The sequence below is a fragment of the Lysinibacillus sp. LK3 genome, from assembly GCF_001043675.1.
In the GTDB taxonomy this organism is placed as follows: Bacteria; Bacillota; Bacilli; order Bacillales_A; family Planococcaceae; genus Lysinibacillus; species Lysinibacillus capsici.
Map to the genome: position 1 here is coordinate 26161 of NZ_LDUJ01000035.1, position 24739 is coordinate 50899.

At 38.4% G+C, this 24739-nt stretch carries 27 protein-coding genes; 24 read left to right on the plus strand and 3 right to left on the minus strand.

Features of this window, described 5'->3' with window-relative positions:
* The first annotated feature begins 104 nt into the window (after positions 1-104).
* The 23 genes from upp (at position 105) to VK91_RS21180 (ending at position 18599) form a co-directional block, all read left to right on the plus strand.
* Positions 105-734 (plus strand): uracil phosphoribosyltransferase, encoded by a 630-nt coding sequence (gene upp, locus VK91_RS21070; RefSeq protein WP_004269470.1) that lies wholly within the window; start codon positions 105-107, stop codon positions 732-734.
* A gap of 157 nt (positions 735-891) precedes the next feature.
* Entirely contained in the window at positions 892-2013 is a 1122-nt protein-coding gene (gene wecB / locus VK91_RS21075) for a non-hydrolyzing UDP-N-acetylglucosamine 2-epimerase (RefSeq protein ID WP_004269471.1), read from the plus strand.
* 537 nt (positions 2014-2550) lie between these two features.
* Positions 2551-2922: an ATP synthase subunit I gene (locus tag VK91_RS21080; RefSeq protein WP_004269472.1), complete on the plus strand. Its 372-nt coding sequence runs from the start codon at positions 2551-2553 to the stop codon at positions 2920-2922.
* Positions 2923-2958: 36 nt separating this feature from the next.
* Positions 2959-3669, plus strand: coding sequence for a F0F1 ATP synthase subunit A (atpB, locus tag VK91_RS21085; RefSeq protein ID WP_004269473.1), 711 nt, complete (start codon positions 2959-2961; stop codon positions 3667-3669).
* A 63-nt stretch (positions 3670-3732) separates the two neighbouring features.
* Positions 3733-3957, plus strand: a complete 225-nt coding sequence (atpE, locus tag VK91_RS21090; RefSeq protein WP_004269474.1) for a F0F1 ATP synthase subunit C — start codon at positions 3733-3735, stop codon at positions 3955-3957.
* A gap of 172 nt (positions 3958-4129) precedes the next feature.
* Positions 4130-4651 carry a F0F1 ATP synthase subunit B gene (gene atpF / locus VK91_RS21095; RefSeq protein ID WP_016992759.1) on the plus strand — a complete coding sequence of 174 codons (522 nt, stop codon included), beginning with the start codon at positions 4130-4132 and terminating at the stop codon, positions 4649-4651.
* On the plus strand, positions 4648-5184 hold the full coding sequence (locus VK91_RS21100; protein ID WP_036076089.1) for a F0F1 ATP synthase subunit delta: 537 nt from the start codon (positions 4648-4650) through the stop codon (positions 5182-5184). The genes atpF and VK91_RS21100 overlap by 4 nt, the downstream gene beginning before the upstream one ends.
* Positions 5185-5212: 28 nt before the next feature.
* Positions 5213-6721, plus strand: a complete 1509-nt coding sequence (gene atpA / locus VK91_RS21105; protein WP_004269477.1) for a F0F1 ATP synthase subunit alpha — start codon at positions 5213-5215, stop codon at positions 6719-6721.
* A gap of 47 nt (positions 6722-6768) precedes the next feature.
* Positions 6769-7626, plus strand: a complete 858-nt coding sequence (atpG, locus tag VK91_RS21110; protein ID WP_004269478.1) for an ATP synthase F1 subunit gamma — start codon at positions 6769-6771, stop codon at positions 7624-7626.
* Positions 7627-7677: 51 nt separating this feature from the next.
* Positions 7678-9093 (plus strand): F0F1 ATP synthase subunit beta, encoded by a 1416-nt coding sequence (gene atpD, locus VK91_RS21115; RefSeq protein ID WP_004269479.1) that lies wholly within the window; start codon positions 7678-7680, stop codon positions 9091-9093.
* Between the two features lie 24 nt (positions 9094-9117).
* A complete protein-coding gene (locus tag VK91_RS21120; RefSeq protein ID WP_004269480.1) occupies positions 9118-9525 on the plus strand; it encodes a F0F1 ATP synthase subunit epsilon in 408 nt (135 codons plus the stop codon).
* 81 nt (positions 9526-9606) lie between these two features.
* Positions 9607-9846, plus strand: a complete 240-nt coding sequence (locus VK91_RS21125; protein ID WP_004269481.1) for a DUF1146 family protein — start codon at positions 9607-9609, stop codon at positions 9844-9846.
* Positions 9847-10308: 462 nt separating this feature from the next.
* Positions 10309-11619, plus strand: coding sequence for a UDP-N-acetylglucosamine 1-carboxyvinyltransferase (gene murA, locus VK91_RS21130; protein ID WP_048395622.1), 1311 nt, complete (start codon positions 10309-10311; stop codon positions 11617-11619).
* A gap of 81 nt (positions 11620-11700) precedes the next feature.
* The gene (gene spoIID, locus VK91_RS21135) at positions 11701-12639 is read left to right on the plus strand and encodes a stage II sporulation protein D (protein ID WP_048395630.1); all 939 of its coding nucleotides are present in this window, start codon (positions 11701-11703) and stop codon (positions 12637-12639) included.
* A gap of 37 nt (positions 12640-12676) precedes the next feature.
* Positions 12677-13354: a M23 family metallopeptidase gene (locus VK91_RS21140; protein WP_048395635.1), complete on the plus strand. Its 678-nt coding sequence runs from the start codon at positions 12677-12679 to the stop codon at positions 13352-13354.
* 156 nt (positions 13355-13510) lie between these two features.
* Positions 13511-13771 (plus strand): sporulation transcriptional regulator SpoIIID, encoded by a 261-nt coding sequence (locus VK91_RS21145; RefSeq protein WP_004269485.1) that lies wholly within the window; start codon positions 13511-13513, stop codon positions 13769-13771.
* Between the two features lie 209 nt (positions 13772-13980).
* Positions 13981-14976, plus strand: a complete 996-nt coding sequence (locus VK91_RS21150) for a rod shape-determining protein (protein ID WP_004269486.1) — start codon at positions 13981-13983, stop codon at positions 14974-14976.
* 21 nt (positions 14977-14997) lie between these two features.
* Positions 14998-15831, plus strand: a complete 834-nt coding sequence (locus VK91_RS21155; RefSeq protein ID WP_048395637.1) for a flagellar hook-basal body protein — start codon at positions 14998-15000, stop codon at positions 15829-15831.
* A gap of 24 nt (positions 15832-15855) precedes the next feature.
* Positions 15856-16695: a flagellar hook-basal body protein gene (locus VK91_RS21160; protein ID WP_048395638.1), complete on the plus strand. Its 840-nt coding sequence runs from the start codon at positions 15856-15858 to the stop codon at positions 16693-16695.
* A 47-nt stretch (positions 16696-16742) separates the two neighbouring features.
* Positions 16743-17033: a DNA-directed RNA polymerase subunit beta gene (locus VK91_RS21165; protein ID WP_048395639.1), complete on the plus strand. Its 291-nt coding sequence runs from the start codon at positions 16743-16745 to the stop codon at positions 17031-17033.
* 56 nt (positions 17034-17089) lie between these two features.
* On the plus strand, positions 17090-17533 hold the full coding sequence (gene fabZ, locus VK91_RS21170; protein ID WP_016991806.1) for a 3-hydroxyacyl-ACP dehydratase FabZ: 444 nt from the start codon (positions 17090-17092) through the stop codon (positions 17531-17533).
* Between the two features lie 147 nt (positions 17534-17680).
* Positions 17681-18064, plus strand: a complete 384-nt coding sequence (locus VK91_RS21175; protein ID WP_048395640.1) for a hypothetical protein — start codon at positions 17681-17683, stop codon at positions 18062-18064.
* Between the two features lie 109 nt (positions 18065-18173).
* Positions 18174-18599 carry a hypothetical protein gene (locus VK91_RS21180; RefSeq protein ID WP_048395642.1) on the plus strand — a complete coding sequence of 142 codons (426 nt, stop codon included), beginning with the start codon at positions 18174-18176 and terminating at the stop codon, positions 18597-18599.
* Between the two features lie 278 nt (positions 18600-18877).
* Here VK91_RS21180 and VK91_RS21185 read toward each other — a convergent pair whose 3' ends face one another.
* Positions 18878-19303 carry a YwpF family protein gene (locus tag VK91_RS21185; RefSeq protein ID WP_048395644.1) on the minus strand — a complete coding sequence of 142 codons (426 nt, stop codon included), beginning with the start codon at positions 19301-19303 and terminating at the stop codon, positions 18878-18880.
* 297 nt (positions 19304-19600) lie between these two features.
* Here VK91_RS21185 and VK91_RS21190 point away from each other — a divergent pair, with 297 nt between their 5' ends.
* Entirely contained in the window at positions 19601-19999 is a 399-nt protein-coding gene (locus VK91_RS21190; protein ID WP_048395646.1) for a single-stranded DNA-binding protein, read from the plus strand.
* A gap of 245 nt (positions 20000-20244) precedes the next feature.
* Here the strand turns inward: VK91_RS21190 and VK91_RS21195 are convergent, their stop codons facing one another.
* Both VK91_RS21195 and VK91_RS21200 read right to left on the minus strand, forming a co-directional pair.
* On the minus strand, positions 20245-23007 hold the full coding sequence (locus tag VK91_RS21195) for a DEAD/DEAH box helicase (RefSeq protein WP_082148189.1): 2763 nt from the start codon (positions 23005-23007) through the stop codon (positions 20245-20247).
* Positions 23004-24578 carry a hypothetical protein gene (locus VK91_RS21200; RefSeq protein WP_048395648.1) on the minus strand — a complete coding sequence of 525 codons (1575 nt, stop codon included), beginning with the start codon at positions 24576-24578 and terminating at the stop codon, positions 23004-23006. The genes VK91_RS21195 and VK91_RS21200 overlap by 4 nt, the downstream gene beginning before the upstream one ends.
* Between the last annotated feature and the right edge of the window lie 161 nt (positions 24579-24739).

Sequence of the window (24739 nt, forward strand, 5' to 3'; positions counted from 1 at the left end):
AGATGATAAATGGAGTTGTCCTAAATTTATTTTTGAGGCGACTCCTTTTTTCTGTTATACTAGTTGAGATAAAAATGAATCCGAACGGTGAGGAGAGAATCCCTTTGAGCAAAGTCTATGTATTTGATCATCCACTAATCCAACACAAATTAACTTATATTCGCGACAAGAATACAGGAACAAAAGAATTTCGTGAGCTAGTAGACGAAGTGGCAACACTAATGGCATTTGAAATTACACGTGATATGCCAGTAGAGGAAATTGAAATTGAAACACCTGTAACAATTGCAAAAACAAAAGTACTTTCTGGTAAAAAACTTGCAATCGTACCGATTTTACGTGCAGGTATCGGTATGGTAGATGGCGTATTAAAGCTTATCCCTGCTGCAAAAGTTGGTCATATTGGTCTTTACCGTGATCCAGAAACATTAAAACCAGTTGAATATTACGCAAAACTTCCTGCAGATGTTGAAGAACGTGATTTCATCATTGTAGATCCAATGCTTGCAACTGGTGGTTCTGCAGTGGAGGCAATTCATTCACTGAAAAAACGTGGAGCTAAAAACATTAAATTCATGTGCTTAATCGCTGCACCAGAGGGTGTGAAAGCTATTCAAGAAGAACATTCGGATGTAGATATTTACATTGCTGCACTTGATGAAAAATTAAACGACCATGGTTATATTGTACCAGGCTTAGGTGATGCAGGAGACCGTCTATTCGGTACAAAATAAAAATCCATACATGAAATTTCCTCATTTAGGAAACTAATAATTTGTGAAAGCGTCCTTCAAATTGAAGGGCGTTTCATAGTATGTGTAGGTAAGTAATCCCTCATCAACAGGAGATTGATCTTACCATACAATAACAAAAAGGACGGTGCAGATCGTTTTGACAAAGAAATGGAAAGTAATGACGATTTTTGGTACAAGACCAGAAGCAATTAAAATGGCTCCTCTTGTTTTGGAGTTACAAAAGTATCCTAAGCAAATAGAATCTATTGTAACTGTAACAGCACAGCATCGCCAAATGCTCGATCAAGTATTAGAAACGTTTAGTATTACACCAAACTATGACTTAAATATAATGAAGGATCGCCAAACATTAATTGATGTAACGACAAACGCATTACAGGGTTTAGATAAAGTAATGAAGGAAGCACAACCAGATATCGTTTTGGTACATGGTGATACAGCAACGACTTTCATTGCAAGCCTCGCTGCGTTCTATAACCAAATTGCTATAGGACATGTAGAAGCGGGACTTCGAACATGGAACAAATATTCACCATATCCAGAGGAAATGAATCGCCAACTAACAGGCGTGATGGCAGATTTACATTTTGCGCCAACTGAAGTATCTAAAAAGAATCTTTTAGATGAGAACAAAAATCCAGCGACGATTTTTGTTACAGGTAATACAGCAATAGACGCATTAGCAACAACAGTCAGTGAACACTACACGCATCCTGTATTAGATAAAATTGGCGAGGATCGCATGATTTTATTAACGGCACATCGTCGTGAAAATCTTGGTGAACCAATGCGCCATATGTTTAAAGCGATTACTAGAATACTCGCAGAACATGAGGATGTTCAAGTTGTTTATCCAGTTCATATGAATCCGGCTGTAAGAGAAATTGCTAATGAAATTTTAGGGAATAATAAACGAGTGCATTTAATTGAGCCTCTTGAAGTATTTGATTTCCATAACTTTGCGGCTAATTCATATATGATCTTAACGGATTCAGGCGGTGTACAAGAAGAGGCACCTTCATTAGGAAAGCCAGTGCTTGTTCTTAGAGATACGACAGAACGTCCAGAGGGGATTGCAGCAGGAACATTAAAGCTAGCAGGAACAGAAGAGGAAACAATTTACGCCTTAGCAAAGGAATTACTAACAGATAATAATGCCTATGAAGCAATGGCTAAAGCATCGAATCCATATGGAGATGGACATGCATCTAAGCGTATTGTTGAAGCATTGCTAGGATTTTTGCAAAAAACTAATTAAAATACTATATTTTATATTAAAAATAAGTCTAATGTACCTGTTGAAATGGGTAAGCTAATTTACGAGCATAATCTTGTCGTAAATTAGCTTTTTTTATGCGTGAGAAGGTTGAGAAATTTTGAAACTATGAAATTTCATACACAAATTTGTCAACAATTTGACAAGAGTATAGAGGCTGTGAAGTTTTTCTCCTTTACCAATTGACTTCAAATATCACCTATTGTATGCTTACAAAGGGTAAGAATGATAAGGGTTTCTGTTCATAAATAGGACGTTGAAACACTTGTTATATCAACTTTCTACTAAATTGACAGTTCAAAATAAGACTGTCGATTTGCAACGTTTTGTGCGTTTCGGTTTTTACCGAGTCGGTAAGGGGTGTAAGTTATTTTTTTGGGCATTTACACCTGTAATTGAAATGACTCTCCCATTACTATTCCGCTGTGAGTAGTGCTTTTCACTGCTCTTTTCTGATTTCACATAGTGGTCAGCAAACGTTTTCATTACTCGAAAAAATGATTCAGGAGATTACAACCAATGCTAGATTTGCATCACATTTTTGCTGTGCAGAAGAGGGCGTTATTTTTTTTGCTTGCACTCTGCGCATTAGGCTGGGGATTTACCCCCTATCAAACTGTTTTTGCGGGCATCGCAGTCGGTGCATTCTTTGGTACGTATAATTTTTGGATTTTAGTTCGGCGTATGGAGAAGTTTGACAGATCCATTAGTGAAGGGAAGAAAATAGGCTCACTTGGTACAGCGCTTCGCTTTGGATCAGGTGTTGCGGCAGTCGCAATAGCCATTTCGTTGCCAAACTATTTTCACTTAATTAGCACGGTTATAGGGCTAATGATTCCGTACGTTTTTCTCTTTGTCGAGAGAATTGTGTCACATGTAAGGAACCGCTAATGTGCTTTAAATTAGAAAGAGAGGTGAAAAATAACAATGAATCATGAAGCTCCGTTACTAGAAGTCGGTTTTTTAACATTTAACTTATCGACAGTTATGATGTTACTAGTTGCAGCAATTATCGTATTTTTAATTGCCTTTATTTCAACTAGAAGCCTAAAGTTAAAACCTACTGGTATGCAAAACTTTATGGAATGGATTATGGATTTCGTTAAGAATATCATTAAAAGCAACATGGATTGGAAAACTGGTGGTCGATTCCACGTTCTAGGTATCACACTAATTATGTTTATCGCAGTATCTAACTTACTAGGTCTTCCTTTCTCAATTGTCTATGGGCATGAGCTATGGTGGAAATCACCAACAGCTGACCCTACAGTAACGATGACATTAGCAGCAATGATATTAGTCTTAACGCATTTCTATGGTGTAAAAATGAAGGGTACAGGTCATTATGTTGGTACATTCTTCAAACCAATGTCATTCATGTTCCCACTTAAAATAGTAGAAGAATTTGCAAACACATTAACATTAGGTTTACGTCTTTACGGTAACATTTACGCGGGTGAGATTTTACTTGGCTTACTTGCAGGTTTAGCATCATCAGGTGCTGTGGGATTCATCGGGGCAATCGTTCCTATGATGGCATGGCAAGGTTTCTCAATTTTCATCGGCTTTATCCAAGCCTTTATCTTCACAATGTTAACAATGGTTTACATGGCTCATAAAGTGAGCGATGACCATTAATATAAAGCATATACCCTATGCTTGAACAACAAAAACAAACAATTCCAAGGAGGAAATTTTCAAATGACAGGTTCATTAGGTTTATTAGCAGCAGCAATCGCAATCGGTTTAGGTGCACTTGGTGCAGGTATTGGTAACGGTCTTATTGTATCAAAAACAGTAGAAGGTATCGCTCGTCAACCAGAAGCTCGTGGCGTTCTTCAAACTACAATGTTCATCGGGGTTGCATTAGTTGAGGCCCTACCGATCATCGCAGTAGTAGTAGCATTCATCGTAATGAACAAATAATTCAGTTGAACACTGAATTTTACTAGTGGCGAAGCAGGATTCTCCAGATGAAACTTCGCCCTTCATTTTGGAACTGATAAAAGCTATGTGTAAATATAGCTTTTTAAAATAGGTAGTTTTTTAGTCATTAAATTATGTTGAAGTTAAAGCTCTTGAAGGGAGTGAAACAATCGTGTTTTTAGATAATCTTGTACTAGGTGCAGGCGGTGCTTCGTTAAATAGTGGAGATATCATCGCAACATTAGTTATTTTCATCGTATTAATGTTACTACTTAAGAAATTCGCTTGGGGTCCACTTATGGGCATTATGCAACAACGTGAAGAATTAGTAGCGAGTGAAATCGAAGCAGCTGAAAAAGCGCGCAAAGAATCGCACCAATTTTTAGAAGAACAAAAGAGCCTTCTTAAGGAAGCTCGTACAGAAGCACAATCGATTGTTGAAGGCGCTAAGAAGCAAGGCGAATTACAAAAAGAAGAAATTCTTACTGTAGCTCGTAATGAAGCAAATCGCTTAAAAGAATCGGCTTTACGTGAAATTGAGTCTGAAAAAGAAAAAGCTATTGCAGCTGTACGTGATGAAGTCGTTTCATTATCTGTACTTGCAGCATCTAAAGTCCTTAGCAAAGAGATTTCTGAGGCAGACAACCGTGCTCTAATTGAAGAGACGATTGCGAAGGCAGGGGAAGCTCGATGAGTAATTCAACTGTAGCAAAACGTTACGCTCAAGCGCTTTTTGAATTGGCGCAACAAAAAAATATTCTTACTGAAGTAGGAGCAGACTTAAGTGAACTAACAAAAGTAGTAAAAGAATCGCCTGATTTTTTAACGCTTTTAAATGCACCTAAGTTCTCCGTTGAACGAAAAAAACAAATGGTAGCTGATATCTTTAATGGTGCAACACCAGAAGTTTTACACACTGTTCAACTTCTAGTTGAGAAAAAACGTGTCAACGAGATGACACAAATTGCTAAGGCATATGCTGAACTTGCTGCGCAAGCACAAGGCACTGCAGATGCAACAGTATTTTCAACACGTGCACTTTCTGCAGAAGAAAGCGCTAATATTTCAGCAGCGTTCGCGAAACTTGTTGGAAAACAATCATTAAATATTACAAACGAAGTTGATCCATCTTTACTTGGTGGTATTCGTGTTCAAATCGGTAACCATATTTATGATAGCTCAGTAGCTAATAAACTTGAGCGTCTAAAACGTGAATTAATCGGTTAATAATTTAGAAATGTGAGAGGTGACATACATGGGCATCAAGGCTGAAGAAATCAGCAGTCTGATTAAACAACAGATTGAGAATTATGAATCTGAACTTAAAGTAAGCGAAGTTGGTACAGTTATCCGTATTGGTGACGGTATTGCTCTTGCTCATGGCCTCGACAACGCCATGGCTGGAGAACTACTAGAGTTCTCTAATGGTGTTATGGGTATGGCTCAAAACCTAGAAGAAGGTAACGTTGGTATCGTAATCTTAGGTCCATACACTGACATCAAAGAAGGCGATGAAGTTCGTCGTACAGGTCGTATCATGGAAGTACCAGTTGGTGAAGAACTAATTGGTCGTGTTGTAAACCCACTTGGACAACCAGTGGATGGACAAGGTCCTATCAACACTACAAAATCTCGTCCTATCGAAAGTCCAGCTTTCGGTGTAATGGCTCGTAAATCAGTACACGAACCACTACAAACTGGTATTAAAGCGATTGACGCATTAGTACCAATCGGTCGTGGTCAACGTGAGTTAATCATCGGTGACCGTCAAACTGGTAAAACATCTGTAGCTATCGATACAATTCTTAACCAAAATGACCAAAATATGATTTGTATCTACGTAGCAATCGGTCAAAAAGAATCTACTGTACGTGGTGTTGTAGAAACTCTTCGTAAACATGGCGCTTTAGATTACACAATCGTTGTGACAGCTTCTGCTTCTCAACCAGCTCCATTATTATTCTTAGCACCATTTGCTGGTGTATCTATGGCTGAAGAATTCATGTTACAAGGTAAACACGTATTAATCGTGTATGATGATCTTTCTAAACAAGCATCAGCTTACCGTGAACTTTCACTTCTTCTTCGCCGTCCTCCAGGTCGTGAAGCATATCCTGGTGACGTTTTCTACTTACACAGCCGCTTACTTGAACGTGCTGCGAAGTTAAATGAAACATATCAAAATGGTTCAATTACAGCTCTTCCATTCGTTGAGACTCAAGCTGGGGATATCTCTGCATACATCCCAACTAACGTAATCTCAATCACTGATGGACAAATCTTCTTACAATCTGACTTATTCAACTCAGGTGTACGTCCAGCGATTAACGCCGGTCTTTCTGTATCACGTGTAGGTGGATCTGCTCAAATTAAAGCGATGAAAAAGGTTGCGGGTACACTTCGTCTTGACTTAGCTGCATTCCGTGAGCTTGAATCATTTGCTCAATTTGGTTCAGATTTAGATAAAGTAACACTTGCTAAACTTGAGCGTGGTAAACGTACGGTTGAAGTTCTTAAACAAGACCTTAACAAACCACTAAAAGTTGAAAAACAAGTTGCAATCCTTTACGCATTAACTAAAGGTCATTTAGATGATATTCCAGTACAAGATATCGTTCGCTTCGAATCAGAATTCTTAAGCTGGTTAGATTCAAACCACACAAACGTTTTAGATCATGTTCGTACTACTAAAGAGCTTGCTCCTGATGCGGATTATGAAGCAGCAATCAATGCATTCAAAAAAACTTTCGCTAAATCAGAATAAGTCTTAGCTAGTCACTTGATTAAAAAACAGAAGGTGGTGAAATACCAGTGGTAAACTTACGCGAAATTAAAGGTCGTATTACTTCAACAAAGAGTACGAAGCAAATTACAAAAGCAATGCAGATGGTTTCTTCTTCTAAGTTACGTCGTGCAGAGCAAAATGCTAAAGCTTACGTTCCTTACATGGAAAAAATTCAGGACGTAGTAGGCGCGATCGCTTCAGGGACAAAAGACAGCGGACATCCAATGTTAACTGCTCGTCCTGTTAAGAAAACGGCTTACTTAGTCATTGGTTCTGACCGTGGTCTTGCAGGTGCTTACAATTCAAGTATCCTACGTCAAGTACAACGTACGATTAACGAGCGTCATAAATCAAAAGACGAATACGTTATTTTAGCAGTAGGTCGTGTTGTTCGTGACTACTTTGTGAAACGTGATCATAATGTCATCAGTAATGTTGTCGGTCTACCTGACCAACCAACATTTGCTGATATTAAAGAAATCGCTCGTAATGCTGTTGGTATGTTCATTGATGGTACGTATGACGAACTTTATATGTACTATAATCACTTTGTCAGCGCTATTGCTAGCGAAGTGACAGAGAAAAAACTTCTTCCATTAACAGATATTGCCCCTGCAAGCGGTACTGCTTCTTATGAATTCGAGCCATCTGGTGAAGCAATTCTAGAAGTGTTACTTCCACAATATGCGGAAAGCTTAGTTTATGGCGCATTATTAGATGGAAAAGCAAGTGAACATGCTTCTCGTATGACGGCTATGAAAAATGCAACAGATAATGCAACTGATCTTATCTCAGACCTTTCTTTGCAATATAACCGTGCACGTCAAGCGGCGATTACACAAGAAATTACAGAAATCGTTGGTGGAGCTGCAGCCTTAGAATAGGCAAGCAGCTTCCCAATGTCGTATAAGAATACGATAGGAGGGTACACAGTAATGAATAAAGGACATGTTATTCAAGTAATGGGTCCAGTTGTTGACGTTAAATTCGACAATGGCCAATTACCAGCAATCTATAACGCTTTAACAGTTAAGATTGAACGTCCTAATGAAGAACCAACAATTCTTGCATTAGAAGTTGCGCTTCATTTAGGTGATGATTCTGTTCGTACAATTGCGATGTCATCTACTGATGGCTTACAACGTGGAGCAGAAGTAACAGACTTAGGAAAAGCTATCTCAGTACCAGTGGGTGAAGTTACACTAGGTCGTGTATTCAACGTACTTGGAGAAGTAATTGACTTAGGTGAAGAGATTCCAGCAGACGCACGTCGTGATTCAATTCACCGTGAAGCACCAACTTTCGAGAATCTTTCAACTACAGTTGAAATTCTTGAAACAGGTATCAAAGTAGTAGACTTACTTGCACCATATATCAAAGGTGGTAAAATCGGTCTATTCGGTGGTGCCGGTGTAGGTAAAACTGTATTAATCCAAGAATTAATCAACAATATCGCACAAGAGCACTCTGGTATCTCTGTATTCGCTGGTGTAGGTGAGCGTACTCGTGAAGGGAACGACTTATTCTTCGAAATGAGCGATTCAGGCGTTATCAAGCAAACAGCGATGGTATTCGGTCAAATGAACGAGCCACCTGGCGCACGTATGCGTGTTGCTTTAACTGGTCTTACAATGGCGGAATACTTCCGTGATGAGCAAGGTCAAGACGTACTTTTATTCATCGACAATATCTTCCGTTTCACACAAGCAGGTTCTGAGGTTTCTGCCCTATTAGGTCGTATGCCTTCTGCGGTAGGTTACCAACCAACACTTGCAACTGAAATGGGTAAACTACAAGAGCGTATCACATCTACGAACAAAGGATCTGTAACTTCTATTCAAGCGATTTATGTACCAGCCGATGACTATACTGACCCGGCTCCAGCTACAACTTTCGCCCACTTAGATGCAACAACTAACCTTGAGCGTAAATTATCTGAAATGGGTATCTACCCTGCGGTTGACCCATTAGCTTCGACTTCTCGTGCATTATCACCTGAAATCGTAGGCGCTGAGCACTACGCAATTGCTACTGGTGTACAACGTACAATCCAACGTTACCGTGAATTACAAGATATCATTGCAATCTTAGGTATGGATGAGTTATCTGATGAAGATAAACAAACAGTAGAACGTGCTCGTCGTATTCAATTCTTCTTATCACAAAACTTCCACGTAGCGGAACAATTCACTGGTCAAAAAGGTTCTTATGTACCTGTAAAAGAAACTGTTCGTTCATTCAAGGAAATCCTTGATGGCAAATGGGATCACCTACCAGAAGATGCTTTCCGTCTAGTTGGTTCAATTGATGAAGTAGTTGAAAAAGCGAAAAGCATGGGCGTAGAGGTTTAATACTAGGGACGAGGAGGAAAAAATATGAAGACAGTTCTAGTCAATATTGTCACTCCCGACGGCCCAGTATACGATTCTGAAGTATCAATGGTAATCGCTAAAACAACTTCAGGAGAAATCGGTGTTCTTGCAGGCCATATTCCAATGGTTGCTCCACTTGCAATTGGTGCAGTGAAGCTTAAAAAAGAAAACGGTTCGACTGATATTGTTGCAGTAAGCGGTGGTTTCATTGAAGTTCGTCCAGAAAAAATCTCAATTTTAGCGCCGTCTGCTGAAATTGCTGAAAGCATCGATGTTCAACGTGCTAAAGAAGCCGTTAAACGTGCTGAAGGACGTCTTCAAAGTAAACAAGACAACATTGATTTCAAACGTGCTGACCTAGCATTAAAACGTGCGTTGAATCGTATCAACGTTCATGAGGGTAATATCTAATTCATTTTTAACGGGCAGATATCGCATCTGCCCGTTTTTTAAGGTGAATAAACATATTGAAGGAGAAATGGAGGATGCTACATGGAAATATATGAAGCGATCGGACAAGAAGCTTTATTGGGTATTTTGTCTCACCTATTTTTTATTGCTATTACTTTTTACGCATTACAAGCTTTTATGATCGAAAAACTATTTAAAAAGAATCGAGTTTTTCAAATTCAGCTCATTTATATTTTACTTAGTATTGCGATAGGCTCAGCAGTATCTAATTTCTTTCTTCAAATATCTAGCTGGTCAGGTAAACTTCCTTATTTATTTTAAAGAATTCGTTGCTTTCTTTCATAAATTTATAGGTCTACATACTTCAAAGGACTTTATAATACCATTTGTGTGGCCCTTTGAACTATGTAAAAAGACGCTAATACATAAATTCTTATGAATTTTACGCTATTAGCTACCAAGATACCCATTGATAAATGTACGATAATAGGGCCTGCCACTTCATTTTTTATAGAAAAAAGTGAAAAGTTGTTTTTTATTCATATATCTTTGGGTATGTATTAGAAGCGAACGGGTTATTGGTCATTCACAAAAAAAATTTAGCAGCGTACAATAAATAAATAGCAAAAAATCTAATAATGGCTTAAAATAGTGATTTGGACGCTTGAACGAGCGTTAGAAAAGTTGTACTATAGAGTTGTTTGTTTACTGATTATGACATTATACTTCTTTATTAAAATAAAAATTTGGTAGGTTAATAGATTGAATTCGGAGGGACATAGGGTGGATAAAATAATAGTGACTGGCGGCCAAAAACTACAGGGAAAAGTACGTGTAGAGGGCGCAAAAAATGCAGTGTTACCAATCCTTGCAGCAGCTTTACTTGCTTCAAAAGGAGAAAATGTAATTAAAGAAGTCCCTAATTTAGCAGACGTCTTTACAATAAATGAAGTACTTAAAAGTTTAAACGCAGCAGTTACATATATACCTGAAGATAATGCCGTATATATAGATGCAACAAAAGAACTTTCAAGTGAAGCTCAATTTGAATTTGTTAGTAAAATGCGTGCATCTATTTTAGTAATGGGATCTCTACTTGCTCGTAATGGTTATGCTCGTGTAGCACTTCCTGGAGGCTGTGCAATTGGATCACGTCCAATTGAATTACACTTAAAAGGCTTTGAAGCAATGGGTGCAAAAATTTCATTTGGCCATGGCTATGTTGAGGCGAAGACAGAGGGTCGCTTAAAAGGGGCTAATGTGTATTTGGATTTCCCAAGTGTTGGGGCAACTGAAAATATCATGACAGCTGCATCTTTAGCTGAAGGGACAACTGTAATTGAAAATGCAGCGAAAGAGCCTGAAATCGTGGATCTTGCAAACTTTATTAATAGTATGGGTGGCCGTGTAATCGGTGCGGGGACAAATACAATTCGTATCGAAGGAGTCGATACATTATATGGAGTAGAGCATCATATTATTCCTGACCGTATTGAAGCTGGTACATTTATGGTGGCAGCAGCTATTACGAGAGGAGATGTGGTGATTGAAAACGCAGTTCCTGAGCATATGACTGCTTTAATAGCTAAAATGCGTGAGATGGGCGTAGAAATTACTGAGTTGGATGAAGGAATCCGTGTACGAGTTCCTAAAACACTAAAAGCAGTTGATATCAAAACAATGCCACATCCTGGTTTCCCAACAGATATGCAATCACAAATGATGGCGTTAATGCTTACTGCTGAAGGTACGAGTATTATTACAGAAACGGTATTCGAAAATCGTTTTATGCATGTTGAGGAATTCCGTCGCATGAATGCTGGTGCTAAAATAGAGGGACGTTCTGTGTTTATCGAGGGGCCTGTGGATCTTCAGGGAGCTGAGGTAATGGCAACGGATTTACGAGCTGCGGCTGCATTAATTTTAGCAGGTCTTGTATCAGAAGGAATGACACGTGTCACAAAACTTCATCATTTAGATCGTGGTTATGTTGATTTCCATGGAAAATTAGCATCTCTTGGTGCTAATATTGAACGTATTACAGAAGAAGTAGTGACAATTGAAGATGTAACAGTTGAATTGCCTACAAACTAAATAGATTTTAAAACCCTTTGCTTTTTATGCAGAGGGTTTTTGTTTTCTCATAACTACAAGAAATCTAGCATATTATTCCTTATGAAAAAATGGATGATTAGTATAGGTGTCATTTGCTTAATTGGGGCATTATATATGCTTCCTATAGTAGGGTTTAGTGAAAGACAAGAGGCTATCATACCTCAAACTAGTGATAAGAATGCTTGTGAAATATTTATAGAAGTGGAGGGGCAAGAAGAAAAAATCCCTTTGGAAACGTATATTACAGGGGTAGTCGCTGCAGAAATGCCCGTTTCTTTTAAAAAAGAGGCACTGAAGGCACAAGCTATTGCAGCACGCACATATGCGTTGAAAACGACAAATTACGGAAAAATTGCGATCGCCCCAACTGTGGCAAAACAAGTCTTCTATGATGAAGAACAAAGAAAGGCGAATTGGGCTAGCAATTTCCTGGGAAATGAAAAGAAAATTGTCGAAGCTATCAATGAAACACAAGGACAAGTTATTCTTTATAATAATGAATTGATTACAGCCATGTTTCATTCAACAAGCAATGGTAAAACAGAAAGTGCTTATGGATATGGTGGAAATGATATTCCATATTTGCAAAGTGTTGCAAGTATATCTGATCAAACATCTCCTAAGTTTGAGGCTGAGCAAGAATGGACTTTAGCTCAATGGAATAAGCTCTGGCCTATACAATGGCAACCTAGTGATTTTAATCGTATCCAGTTATTTTATAATGATTCTGGACGAGTAGAACGTTTACAGCTAGGGAATAACGTCTGGACAGGGAGAGAGGTAAGAACGCTCCTTGGTATACCATCAACTGATTTCACAATCATCTTTAATGCCAATAAAAGAAAAGTTCAAGTGAAAACTCAAGGTTATGGGCATGGAGTGGGCATGAGTCAATATGGAGCTGAGGCAATGGCAAATGAAGGAAAAACAGCTGCCGAAATTTTACACTATTATTATCAAGATATTGAAATAAAAAAAATAGATGCATGTTTAAAATAACTTCTAGTTGTTCACACTGCAACTAGAGGTGATGAAAATGAGAGAGGATAAAAATAACAAAGCTTCTCAAAACCAAGATCCAAATCAAAAGGAAAATGGCCAATTACAAAAGAAACCGTGGTTTTGGCCAGTAGTTTACACAGGTGGTGCACTTGTTCTAGCAGGATTGTTATTTGGTTACAATAGTCTCGTATCAAAAGTAGAAGAGGCTCCTTTACCAGATTTAGCTGAAGTAGATCCAGGTCCTGTAGTGGAAACTAATGCACGAACTGAAAACATGAAGTATCCATTCAAAGAAGAGAATTTTAGTAAAGTACAAGTCTTACAAGAATTTTACGAGTTAGAGGCAAATGAAGAGTCTCGTGAAAATGCACTAATGGTATTTAATCAAACATTTACTACATCTTCAGGAATCTCTATTGCTATGAATGGTGAAGAGTTTGAAGTACTAGCTGCTATGAGTGGTAAAGTACTAGAGGTAAAACTAGACGCATTTACAGGCAATAAGATCGTGATCGAGCATCCAAATGGTATGCAGACACATTATAGCTCTGTGAAGGATATCGCTGTTAAAGAAGGCGATGAGGTTACACAAGGTCAAGCATTAGGAAAAGCGACTGACAACGAGTGGAATCAAGCTGCTGGCGTCCACATGCATTTCGAAATTCTTGAAAACGGAAAATATATCAATCCGAAAAAATTACTAGCTTTTTAATGAGAAAAGCTAGTAACGCATAAAAAGTCAGCATTTTATCAAGAAAATGCAAAACGTGTTCTGAATAGCTTTGTCCTCACATAAGGTGAAGAAATGCGCAAATGTGCATCTGATTGCCAAAGCATTTTGTGAAATTGTGTGGAAAGGACGAAGAACGTGCATGAGCACATTCGGAAGCGCTGCATACGCCTCGGTGAATTACTGATTGAGACGCGTGAGACTGTGCGTGTCCTCGCGAAAATGACTGGTTATTCAAAAAGTACGGTGCACAAGGATTTAACAGAGCGATTACCAACAATTCATGAAGGATTAGCTGACCAAGTGAAAGAAATACTCGCCTACCATAAGGCCGTACGTCATATTCGCGGAGGAGAAGCAACGAAAAACAAGTGGAAAGAAAGAGCGAGTCAAGAATGATTCGTTCTTTTTTGTTGTGTTGGACAAGCATAAGTGATGATTTTCTAAGAATAGTAATTCTATATTATAGCCGTTCACTGCCTAAAAAGAAAACAGTCTTATTCACTAAATTTAGGTGAAATTACCAATAGAATATGATAAAATATTCTAGATAAAGAGATAAAATGAACGTTATGTAGTTGGAACTGGCGGGAAGGAGAAATTATAAAATGTTTTCGAAAGATATTGGCATTGACTTAGGGACTGCGAACGTATTAATCCACGTTAAGGGGAAAGGGATCGTCCTCAATGAACCATCTGTTGTGGCGATCGATAAAAAGACAAATAAAGTATTAGCGGTTGGGGAAGAAGCCCGCCAAATGGTAGGGAGAACGCCAGGTAATATCACAGCTATTCGTCCACTAAGAGACGGAGTCATTGCAGATTTTGATGTGACAGAGGCGATGTTAAGACATTTCATCAATAAATTAAACGTAAAAGGATTTTTGGCGAAGCCACGCATATTAATTTGTTGTCCAACGAATATTACAAGTGTTGAACAAAAGGCAATTCGTGAAGCTGCTGAAAAATCCGGTGGTAAAAAAGTATATTTAGAGGAAGAGCCAAAAGTTGCAGCAATAGGTGCTGGAATGGATATTTTCCAACCAAGTGGAAATATGGTAGTCGATATCGGGGGCGGAACGACAGATATCGCAGTTCTATCAATGGGTGATATCGTAACAAGTGAATCCATTAAAGTAGCAGGCGATGTGTTTGATAACGATATTTTGCAATATATTAAAAAAGAATATAAATTGCTGATTGGAGAACGTACTGCAGAGGCAATCAAAATGACAATTGGTACAGTTTTCAAAGGTAGTCGCAATGATACAATGGATATTCGTGGCCGTGATATGGTAACAGGTTTACCACGTACAATTACAATTGAGTCTGAAGAAATTGAACGTGCTCTACATGAGTCAGTAGCCATGATTGTCCAGTCAGCTAAAAATGTCTTAGAAAAAACACCACCTGAACTATCAGCCGATATCATTGATCGTGGAGTGATTATAACTGGTGGTGGTGCATTGTTACATGGAATGGACCAGCTATTAATAGAAGAGTTGAAGGTACCTGTTTTCATTGCAGAGAGACCTATGGATTGTGTAGCCATTGGTACAGGTATCATGCTTGAAAATATTGATCGTGTGCCAGCATCCTTATAAAAATAAAATGAGGTGATTTCTTTGTTTAAAGGATTTTATACAGTTGCAACAGGTATGATCACGCAACAAAGAAGAACAGAATTACTTACCAATAATTTATCAAATGCGAATACACCAGGATTTAAGGCAGATCAATCTACGATTCGCTCATTTCCAGATATGCTAATGTCTAGCATTGGAAAAACAAATGCTCCTGCTCACCAACAAGCCGGCGCTGAATATATGAGTCAAGTAGGAGCTTTAAATACAGGGACATATTTACAAGAAACATTGCCAAATTACATACAAGGCCAAATCTATAACACTGATTTTACAACAGATATGGCATTGATTAATGGAAACTTACCACAAAATGAAGATGGTGTGACGGGTTCAATTTTCTTCCGACTAGAGCATCCTGCTGGTGGTGAGGCTTACACACGTAATGGTAATTTCACGTTAGATGGGCAAGGCTATTTAGTTAATGGTCAAGGATTATATGTACTAAATGATGCTGGGCAACGTATCCAGCTACCAAATGATGATTTCCGATTAGATGAAAGTGGCGCTATCTTTGTAAATAATCAACAAGTAACTCGTGTTGGTGTATCATTTGCTGCTAACCCGAACATGCTACAAAAACAAGATAATGGCCTTATTCGTACAGAAAATGGTGAGAACTTGCCAACAGCTTATGGAGCGAATGGTGTTTCCTTTACACTACGTCAAAACTTTTTAGAAGGGTCAAACGTAGATTCTGGTCGCACAATGACAGATTTAATGACTGCCTACCGTGCATTTGAAGCAAATCAAAAAGTATTACAAGCTTATGATCGTAGCATGGAGAAGGCTGTGAATGAAATCGGAAAAATTTAATGGGCGAACAGGAGGCTTTTATCAATGCTACGTACAATGATTACAGCTACAAACACAATGGGGCAATTACAAAACAAACTGGATACCATTAGTAATAACATTGCTAACAGTAATACAACAGGCTATAAAACAAAGGAAGCATCCTTTAATGAATTACTTTATCAGCAATTTAATAATGATAAGCAGGATCGTGCAGAACGACAAACACCTGTTGGTATTCGCTATGGATCAGGCGCAATGATTGGACAAATTAAATCCAATGAAAAGCAAGGTTCATTACAAACAACTAATCGTGATTTAGACTTAGCTTTCACAAAAGCGAAACAATATTTCAATATTTTGATGCCAGATGGTGAAAATGGAACTGAAACAGTGTATACTCGACAAGGTGACTTTTATTTATCTCCATTGAATAATGGAACAGTTATGCTTGTAACAGCAGAGGGTTATCCAGTAGCTAACGCTGCAGGACAAGCTATTACATTACCAGACACGGTTCAAAAGTTTGCTGTTCGAGATGGTGGCGTATTAGAAGCATCTTATCCAAATGGGGATATTATTCGTACGGATTTAGCTGTAACAGAATTCCAAAAACCGCAATTAATGGAGCATGTTGCCGGTTCTTATATGGGATTACCTAATAATTTAGCTGAACTTGGCTATACGCAGGCAGAAGTTTTGACAGAGCTTGTGGGAGCCAACCGTCAGCAAATTGGCATGCAAAGTGGTACACTAGAAATGTCCAATGTTAACCTCTCGAAAGAAATGACAGAACTCATTCAAACACAACGTTCTTATCAATTCAACGCAAGAGCGGTGACATTAGCAGATCAAATGCTAGGACTTATTAATGGCATTCGATAGGAAGTTATCCAAAAACGCATAGTAAGGAATGAAGAGGAGTACAATCTATGACAAACGATTCACGTCGACGTTCTGTGCCGACACAAGAAACCGATACGCAACCGCAACCAAGAAAGAAAGAACGCCGCTCGACTGGAGAGCAACGCGAGGTTCGATGGGTGCAAATCCGACTGATTCCGATTTGGTTACGCATTGTAATTGTTCTCATTTTAGTCGTTGTTGCCGCAGCATTAGGCGCAATGTTTGGCTTTAGCGTTATTGGAGAAGGCAATGCTATGGATATTTTTAAACGAGAAACATGGCAGCATATATTTGATATTATGAATGGTAAAGAATAACATTATTCTTTACCTTACTTTGTGTATACATACTTTATTTTTGAGGGGGAAATGACATGTTAACTGCAGAACAAATTCAAGCAATTTTACCACACCGCTATCCTTTTTTATTCGTCGATCGCATCATTGAATTAGAAGAAGGGAAGCGTGCAGTAGGATTAAAAAACGTTTCAATTAACGAAGATTTTTTTAATGGGCACTTCCCAGGTTATCCAGTTATGCCAGGTGTGTTAATTGTGGAAGCTTTAGCTCAAGTAGGTGGAGTGGCTTTATTAAATGCTGAAGAATTTAAGGGTCGTTTAGCGTTTTTAACGGGTGTTGATAATTGTCGTTTCAAGCGTCAAGTCGTACCTGGCGACCAACTTAAATTGGAAGTAGAATTTGTAAAACTTCGTGGCGCAATGGGTAAAGGTCATGGTGTAGCAACTGTAGATGGAGAACTTGTATGTGAAGCCGATATTCTATTTGCAATTGGGCCTGAACAGCCTAAACAAGCTTAATTTGCATTTGTAGACCAAAAGATATAAAATAGATAAAGTCAAGTCAAAAATTGATTAGTAGGTTCTTAAATTGCGATGGTAAATAAGCGATTGTGAATTGAAATAGATGTAATTTTTAGGTTTTACAAACGTAGGAGGATTATTAAGATGTATAAGGAATTGTCTTCAGGTATTAAAATTAGCATTACTCGTTCGATTTCAACATCTTTTGAAACATACTTAGCAAGTATTGGTTGGGATGAAGAGCGCTTTTCCATGGAAGACTTCATTGCAAACTGGCAGACTTATTTTCAGGAGAATGCCGCGTGGATCGAAAAAATCCCTGCTGATACATTGATGAGCGCACAGTTTCATGAAGAAATGGCACAAAAAATCGATGAGGTTATTGCCAAAATTTTAAATGAAGAACCAACAGCACAGCAAGTCGAAACAATCGAGGCATTGCAAAAAGAGCTAGGCACAAACTATAGCTACGACTGTAAAGCAGAGGCAGCATATATTGAACAGTTATTAAAAGAAAAACAAAAATAGTTTGTACAAAAATCGGATAGTTCCCTCCTTTCTCGGGCAATCTATGTAGGATCACAAATACAGTAGATGTATTTGATGACATAGTACCCAAGAAAGGAGGTTTTTTACTATGTGGAAAATGTCATTTTTAACCATCATTCTTGCAACTGCATTCCTTGGAGGTTGTAACTGGGGAAATAATGCAGTAGAAGATCACCCTGTTCGAGAAGTCGAGAATGACGTACGTCGAGGAGTCGACGATGTCGAGGACGCATTAGATCCGAATAATCGTGACGATGCATACGATCGCAATAATGTAAATGGGAATGGTGTAGATCGAGGTACTGTTAACGATAATACAACATTACCTGAAGCAACAACACCTGGTTCAAATGCCGATATCAACAGCACAAACGGCTATGACAACACACCAAATGCAAACGGTGTAAATGGTGTTGAACGTAATGACAACATGAACGGTAACAATAATAATGATGTTGTCGACGATAAAGTAAACAACACTGAAAAATACCGTGATGGTATGAATAACCGATAACATAAAAAGAGTGTTTCCTCTGCGGAAAACACTCTTTTTTATACCCATGTAAGCGGGAAATGCCAGAAGCAGAGTACTCATGAAGAGTAACTAATCACTAATCAAGCATGGCCCTGAGAAAATTCCTATACTCCTATAATGACAAAACGAACATCTCCAACAGCCTTAAAGGTCTCCCCCTCATAGCAACCACCAAATGAAACCCTCCTTTTTCAAATTGTATTGTACAAAAAAATTACTGCTTGTCCAATAAAAAAACGATGCAAAAATTCGCATCGTCAGTCATTTTTTAATTTTGGTCGCTTTTTCATATCTTGTGTAAAGCGATCCAGTAAATCCTCTAAAGAAACACCCTCAGCAAGTAGCTCGGAAAGTAATTGTTCTGCATATTTTGATCGTTTAATTTTAAGCGTACCTTTTAATAGGACTGAAACATGATTACCGATTTCTTCAACAGTATGTACGATCACCTGGAAAGGAGCGGGTTCATTATCTGGAAATGAAATAACTGCACGTACATTGAAGACTGTAGCATTTGCTAAGAGCTCATCAAAGGTTGAGCGATATTGTTTTTCCATAAACAATTCAAGTACCCAAGATTGATGGCTATTTTCCTGATTAATAATGATGCCATCGATTAAAGGGAATGGTTGCACGCCATCTTTTGTGACAAGGTCAAAGGAAAGCATTTTAAAGGTTTTCAATATGTATATTCCTCCTAAGTCTGTCATTCTTTTAGTATAACACATGAGACAGTTGTTGTTTGTGATGCGCACCTGTGACGGTTTTTCAAAAACTGCGAGATTGCAGATTTCATGGAATAGCATTTGCCATTACAGCCTAAAGCATTCAGCTAGAAAATTAATAAAAAATAGAAAAATAAAAATGCCGATTTACCCAATTTATGCACAAAAACTGAAGGAAATTAACAATATTGATTTTTGCGAATACCGGAATCATTTTGTAAGATGAGAGCAATCAAAAGCAAAGGAGGTGAATGAATGAATCAAGTCGGATTGGTTGGAAGGTTTACAAAAGACCCGGTGTTACGTTACTTATCTGGAAATCGTATGCAGACCCATTTCTCACTAGCCATTAATCGTAATTTTAAAAACAATCAAGGGGAAGTAGATACAGATTTTGTTTTCTGTACAGCTTGGGGAAGGCTTGCAGAGAATATCGTTAAATATTGTGGAAAAGGTTCATTAATCGGTGCCACTGGCCGTATTCAAACAAGGTCATTTGTAAATGAGGAAAGCACAAAGATTTTTATGACAGAGATAGTGGTTGAGGATGTTAGATTTTATCAACTTAAACAAAGAGATAGTGACGAAGCAGTTACTGTACCGGCACAGCCACCGAATGAACAGGAACACTTAAAGGATTTTGTTTTACCTTAGCAAGTATAGTTTACATACGGGGCAAGAGTACTTTCATTGTCTGATCCGCCATTCTCCTTATATTTCTTGCACCGTAACAAACAGAAAGGAATGATGTGTAACACTATAATAAACATTGCTGAAGACCGCACAGCAATGGAATTTTCAACACAACTAAATACGAATTATGAAGTAAGTAGGGAAAAGAAGTAGCAAGTTCCACTAAAAGAGCGCCAAGAACTATTTGCTCTTGGCGCATCTCATTATTATATATCTAATGTTATTAAATCGCGGAGTTCTTGATCTTCTAACTCGGTCAACCACTGGCTTGATTGAATAAGCTCTTCGGATAATGCAGATTTCTGCACCAGCATCTTATCAATTTTTTCCTCGATCGTGCCAATTGTCACAAATTTATGGACCTGCACAAATTGTGTCTGTCCGATGCGATATGCTCGATCTGTTGCTTGGTTTTCAACAGCAGGATTCCACCAGCGATCTGCATGTAAAACATGATTAGCTGCTGTTAAATTAAGTCCTGTTCCACCAGCTTTCAAAGAAAGGATAAATATAGGGAAATCTCCTGCCTGGAAAGCCTCTACTAAGCGGTCTCGCTGCTGCTTAGGCATGGCACCAGTTAAAAACGGTGCATCTACATTATATATTTCACTAAAGCAATGTTGTAGCAATTGTCCCATTCCAATATATTGTGTAAAGATGAGACATTGCTCGCCATTGTCCACAATCTCAGCTGCCATTTGTACAATGCGCTCTAGCTTAGTCGAACGTGCAAGCATTGTTTCGGCATCCTCGAAAGGTTCCTTTAAATATAAGGCAGGATGATTACATAGTTGCTTTAATTTACTGAGCATCTTTAAGACGCGACCCTTTTTTTGAAAGCCTGTTAACTGCTCCAACTGATCAAGCGTCTCTAAAATATAGCCCTCATAGAGTGAAGCTTGCTCTGTTGTTAATGGACAATATTCATTCGATTCTAGCTTATCTGGTAAGTTAAGCTGTAAATGTGGATCTCGCTTTGTACGACGCAATAAGAATGGCTGAATTTTAGCTCGAAGCTTCTGCTTATGCGACTCTGATTCGTCTCGTTCAATAGGCAAAATAAATTCTTCATTGAAGCGACCAAAACTACCTAGATAGCCCTTATGAATGAAATCAAAAATAGCCCATAACTCAGATAAACGATTTTCTACAGGTGTCCCAGTAAGAGCTATGTGATGGTCACCTAGCAATTTACGAATGGCTTTCGATTGTAATGTTTGCATATTTTTTATGTTTTGTGCTTCATCAAGTACTACCGTTGCCCATTCGATATCCTGTAAAAATTCAGTATCCTGTGACACAGTACCATAGGTTGATAAAATGACATGTGGCTTTTCTGCTGTCACTAGCTGTTTAAACTCTTCATCCTTTGCTCGATTTGCTTGATAATGTGTATGCACAATCAGGGACGGGGCAAATCGAGCAAGTTCTTTTTGCCAGTTCCCAAGTACTGAAGTGGGACAAATAATGATGGATGGCTTTGTGTAAGTTGATGACTCATAAATATGAAGCAAATAGGTAATCAATTGAACCGTTTTTCCAAGTCCCATATCATCAGCTAGACATGCACCGAAACCTTGTTGGCGCATAAAGACTAACCATTCAAAGCCTTCTAATTGATAAGGGCGTAATTCGGTTTGTAGGGACAATGGAATCGAGACGGCAGGTAAGCCTTTCTTCTCCAAAAGTTGCTCCATGTATGCTTTTAATGATTGTTGTATTTCCAATGCAAAGATTGGATCATCTCTCAGTGCATCATCTGCATCTTCTTCCTCAAGAGGTGCAGACAGGTCTTCTGGTAACTCCCTAAATAATAATTCTCGAACAGTCCAACTTTCATCTTCTGCCTGTTGCATCAATTCACGCATTTCTTGCATCCAATTGGCATCTACTCGGAACCATTCAGTACCAATACGAATAAATTCACGTTTCTCATCCACAAGTTTTTTAAACTGCTCAGCTGAAATCGTTTGTCCGTTCATAGAAAACTGCCATTTAAACGTTAAAATATCATCTAAACCTGCTACCTTCCTTGTGGAAACATTACTAGTTGTAACACGTACTCGGATTTTGGATTGTTTTAAATCCTTTAGCCATGCTGGCAGTACAACATCAAAACCAAGTGCCTGCAATCTAGCAAGATCCTCCCGTAAAAAAGAGCGAACTTCTAAATCTTCCAGTGTCACACGAATAAAGATATCACTATTGATCGTATCGATGGATAGAAGTTCTACAATTTGCTGTTGTTGCTGTGTAATTTCAGTCGCAAACATTCGCCACTTTGTAGGTAGTGTCTCTTCAATAGGTAAGGATTGTTTACGAATAGCAGGTGTCCAGTAGTTTTTCGTTGTAGCAGTGCTTAGCACCGTTTCTAATAACCATACATCGGCATCTTCTTCTGGCTCACTTAACCGTAAAGAAACGGAAACAGCTCCAGCTTGACGAGCTTGATCCAATGGCCAGCCTCCACGTAGGAAAAAGGGTAATAACTTTGGTAAATCAGCTAGTATTAGCCCAACCTGTGAAAGCTTCTGCTGTACAGCTGTTTCCAATAATGCTGAATCTATATGATCAATAGGGAAAGTTAATGATGAAAAATCATCTGCAATCACAGCATGTGACCAAAGTGCTGGCTCTTGCCAGTATGCTTGTAATGCGTAAACTTTTTTTAACCATTCTATACTTTCTTCATTTGCACCACTCCAATTGATGAAAGGGTGCTGGAAGCTTGTTGAAAAAATATCGAGTAACTCAGCTGTAGAAACTTCAATTGTAAAATCAGCTCGATTTGTTAATAATCCATAAACGTTTGCCTCATAAGTAAAGAATAGCGAAGAAATTAATGTATCAACATCGATTGTTGTACCATTTGCAGTAAAACCCTGCAACGTAAAATATCCTTCCCGAGCTACTTCAATACGGAGCTGTTGTGTTTTGGAAAAAGGGGAAGGAGCATTTATTGTCATCATACTAAGTTTCCTTTCTCAATTTCTTCTTGTAACGCACGTAGTCGTTTATATTCTGCACGAATGGTTTGCATATATGTTTCAAAATAAGCTGCTTTACCAGCTCGCTTTGCAGCGCTACGCATACTTTTCCAAATACGCACAGCCTGTTTATAATTTAAGCGTGATTTTTGCGTAATTTCAGCCATTGCATAGACATGATATAAAGGTAAAACAGTTGCAGGTTCAACCTGTAATACATCCTTTAATCCACACATTTCTAAGTAAGAGAGGGATGATGGGTTTAGTTGATGCAAAGCTGCCCATTCCCGATAGCGACCTTTTTTAATTAAAAAACTTGAGAACGGCTGTAGTCCATACACACCAAAGGCACTATACAGCGTTGCTTCCTCTTCCTCCGAAAGCTGAATCTCGTCAAATAAAAGTTGGAATTGCCTTACGTATTGGGCACGCTGAACGACTGGAACGACCTCCTGTAGAAACACTTCAGTCAAAGGTAAAATTGCTCGTAAAATGACTGCTAATGAATTGGACTCTCCAGCACGTTGTGCAAAAGTAGCTAGTTCAAACAAATCCTGCATTTGTGGTAAATCAACCTGTGCCAACTTTTCAAGCAGTAAATCCTCTTTCTGTAATAGCACATAAAATAATAATTTTAGTGATTGTAGAGAAATTTCTGCTGAAGAGTGAACAAGATTATTTATAAATGCCAATTCCTGTTCACGACGAGGCTTCTCATAAAAAAGTACTGCCCATAGTAGCATATATAGACGAAGGCGATTGGCAAAAAGTCCTTGTCTTTCTAATAAAAATTCTCTTACTAGCTCTTGGATGGCATCATAAAATGGATCTGTTGCAAATAGTCGTGATCGATTAGAAAGCTCTGTAAGAATGCTCTCAAAAGATTGCGTGCTTTGTTCGATAAAATATATCATATAAGGTGAATCTAACGAATGTCCAGGTGTTTCATTTAAATGTCGCCATATCGAATTAAAAATGGCTAGCTCCATATAGAGCTTATAAAGAGGTTGCCATTCACGCTCAAAGGGTATATGTCGACGAAGACGCTCCAAAGCATCGGTTCTTACAGCGGAAAGCCCATAGCCTTCTAGTATGCGCCCAGGTGGTAATAATCGTTTCATCACCTCATCCACCATCATCGACCAGCTTTGCGGGCTGCGTTCATCTGCTAAAGATTTTAATTGAACAGATTTTTGTGCACGCCAAGCACTCGACCAATTTTGAACCGAATCAAAATATTGGTAGAGAGCGAGTAAAGCACCTATTTGATGTCGACACCATTTTGCTTGAGGACAGCTACAATGTAGCTCTTCCTTTGAAAAATCAATTTCAACAGAAGCGGGTCTGACATCTTGAACACTTGCATATAATATAGAACTTGCTCCATTAAATCGTTCAAAAACAATGGACTTATTCCTTACTGAAAAGACAGCACGGCGCACTAGTTCCTCATCTTCGGTAGAGGAAGGATGTAACCCTTGTTCAGCTTCTTTTAATTTAGTCAGCACAAATGCTTGATGTTCCTTAGCTAATTGCGATATAGACAATGCCATAACCTCACTCCTTTCATCATGTATGGCTATAGTTAACATTGTTAATTGTAAAAAGGAAAAAAAGACTGTCCTTCCATTATACGATTAAAATGCAGTAATGATAAGCTGAATGATCAGAAAGAAAAAAATGAGGTAAAGATAGTTAACAAGGCTTTTGATTT

Excerpts from the sequence above, each read along its gene's own strand:
- VK91_RS21080 (WP_004269472.1), top strand. The coding sequence starts at position 2,551 with ATGCTAGATTTGCATCACATTTTTGCTGTGCAGAAGAGGGCGTTATTT.
- atpB (WP_004269473.1), top strand. The coding sequence starts at position 2,959 with ATGAATCATGAAGCTCCGTTACTAGAAGTCGGTTTTTTAACATTTAAC.
- atpE (WP_004269474.1), top strand. The coding sequence starts at position 3,733 with ATGACAGGTTCATTAGGTTTATTAGCAGCAGCAATCGCAATCGGTTTA.
- VK91_RS21100 (WP_036076089.1), top strand. The coding sequence starts at position 4,648 with ATGAGTAATTCAACTGTAGCAAAACGTTACGCTCAAGCGCTTTTTGAA.
- atpA (WP_004269477.1), top strand. The coding sequence starts at position 5,213 with ATGGGCATCAAGGCTGAAGAAATCAGCAGTCTGATTAAACAACAGATT.
- atpD (WP_004269479.1), top strand. The coding sequence starts at position 7,678 with ATGAATAAAGGACATGTTATTCAAGTAATGGGTCCAGTTGTTGACGTT.
- VK91_RS21120 (WP_004269480.1), top strand. The coding sequence starts at position 9,118 with ATGAAGACAGTTCTAGTCAATATTGTCACTCCCGACGGCCCAGTATAC.
- VK91_RS21125 (WP_004269481.1), top strand. The coding sequence starts at position 9,607 with ATGGAAATATATGAAGCGATCGGACAAGAAGCTTTATTGGGTATTTTG.
- spoIID (WP_048395630.1), top strand. The coding sequence starts at position 11,701 with ATGAAAAAATGGATGATTAGTATAGGTGTCATTTGCTTAATTGGGGCA.
- VK91_RS21140 (WP_048395635.1), top strand. The coding sequence starts at position 12,677 with ATGAGAGAGGATAAAAATAACAAAGCTTCTCAAAACCAAGATCCAAAT.
- VK91_RS21150 (WP_004269486.1), top strand. The coding sequence starts at position 13,981 with ATGTTTTCGAAAGATATTGGCATTGACTTAGGGACTGCGAACGTATTA.
- VK91_RS21160 (WP_048395638.1), top strand. The coding sequence starts at position 15,856 with ATGCTACGTACAATGATTACAGCTACAAACACAATGGGGCAATTACAA.
- VK91_RS21165 (WP_048395639.1), top strand. The coding sequence starts at position 16,743 with ATGACAAACGATTCACGTCGACGTTCTGTGCCGACACAAGAAACCGAT.
- fabZ (WP_016991806.1), top strand. The coding sequence starts at position 17,090 with ATGTTAACTGCAGAACAAATTCAAGCAATTTTACCACACCGCTATCCT.
- VK91_RS21175 (WP_048395640.1), top strand. The coding sequence starts at position 17,681 with ATGTATAAGGAATTGTCTTCAGGTATTAAAATTAGCATTACTCGTTCG.
- VK91_RS21180 (WP_048395642.1), top strand. The coding sequence starts at position 18,174 with ATGTGGAAAATGTCATTTTTAACCATCATTCTTGCAACTGCATTCCTT.
- VK91_RS21190 (WP_048395646.1), top strand. The coding sequence starts at position 19,601 with ATGAATCAAGTCGGATTGGTTGGAAGGTTTACAAAAGACCCGGTGTTA.
- VK91_RS21195 (WP_082148189.1), bottom strand. The coding sequence starts at position 23,007 with ATGATGACAATAAATGCTCCTTCCCCTTTTTCCAAAACACAACAGCTC.
- VK91_RS21200 (WP_048395648.1), bottom strand. The coding sequence starts at position 24,578 with ATGGCATTGTCTATATCGCAATTAGCTAAGGAACATCAAGCATTTGTG.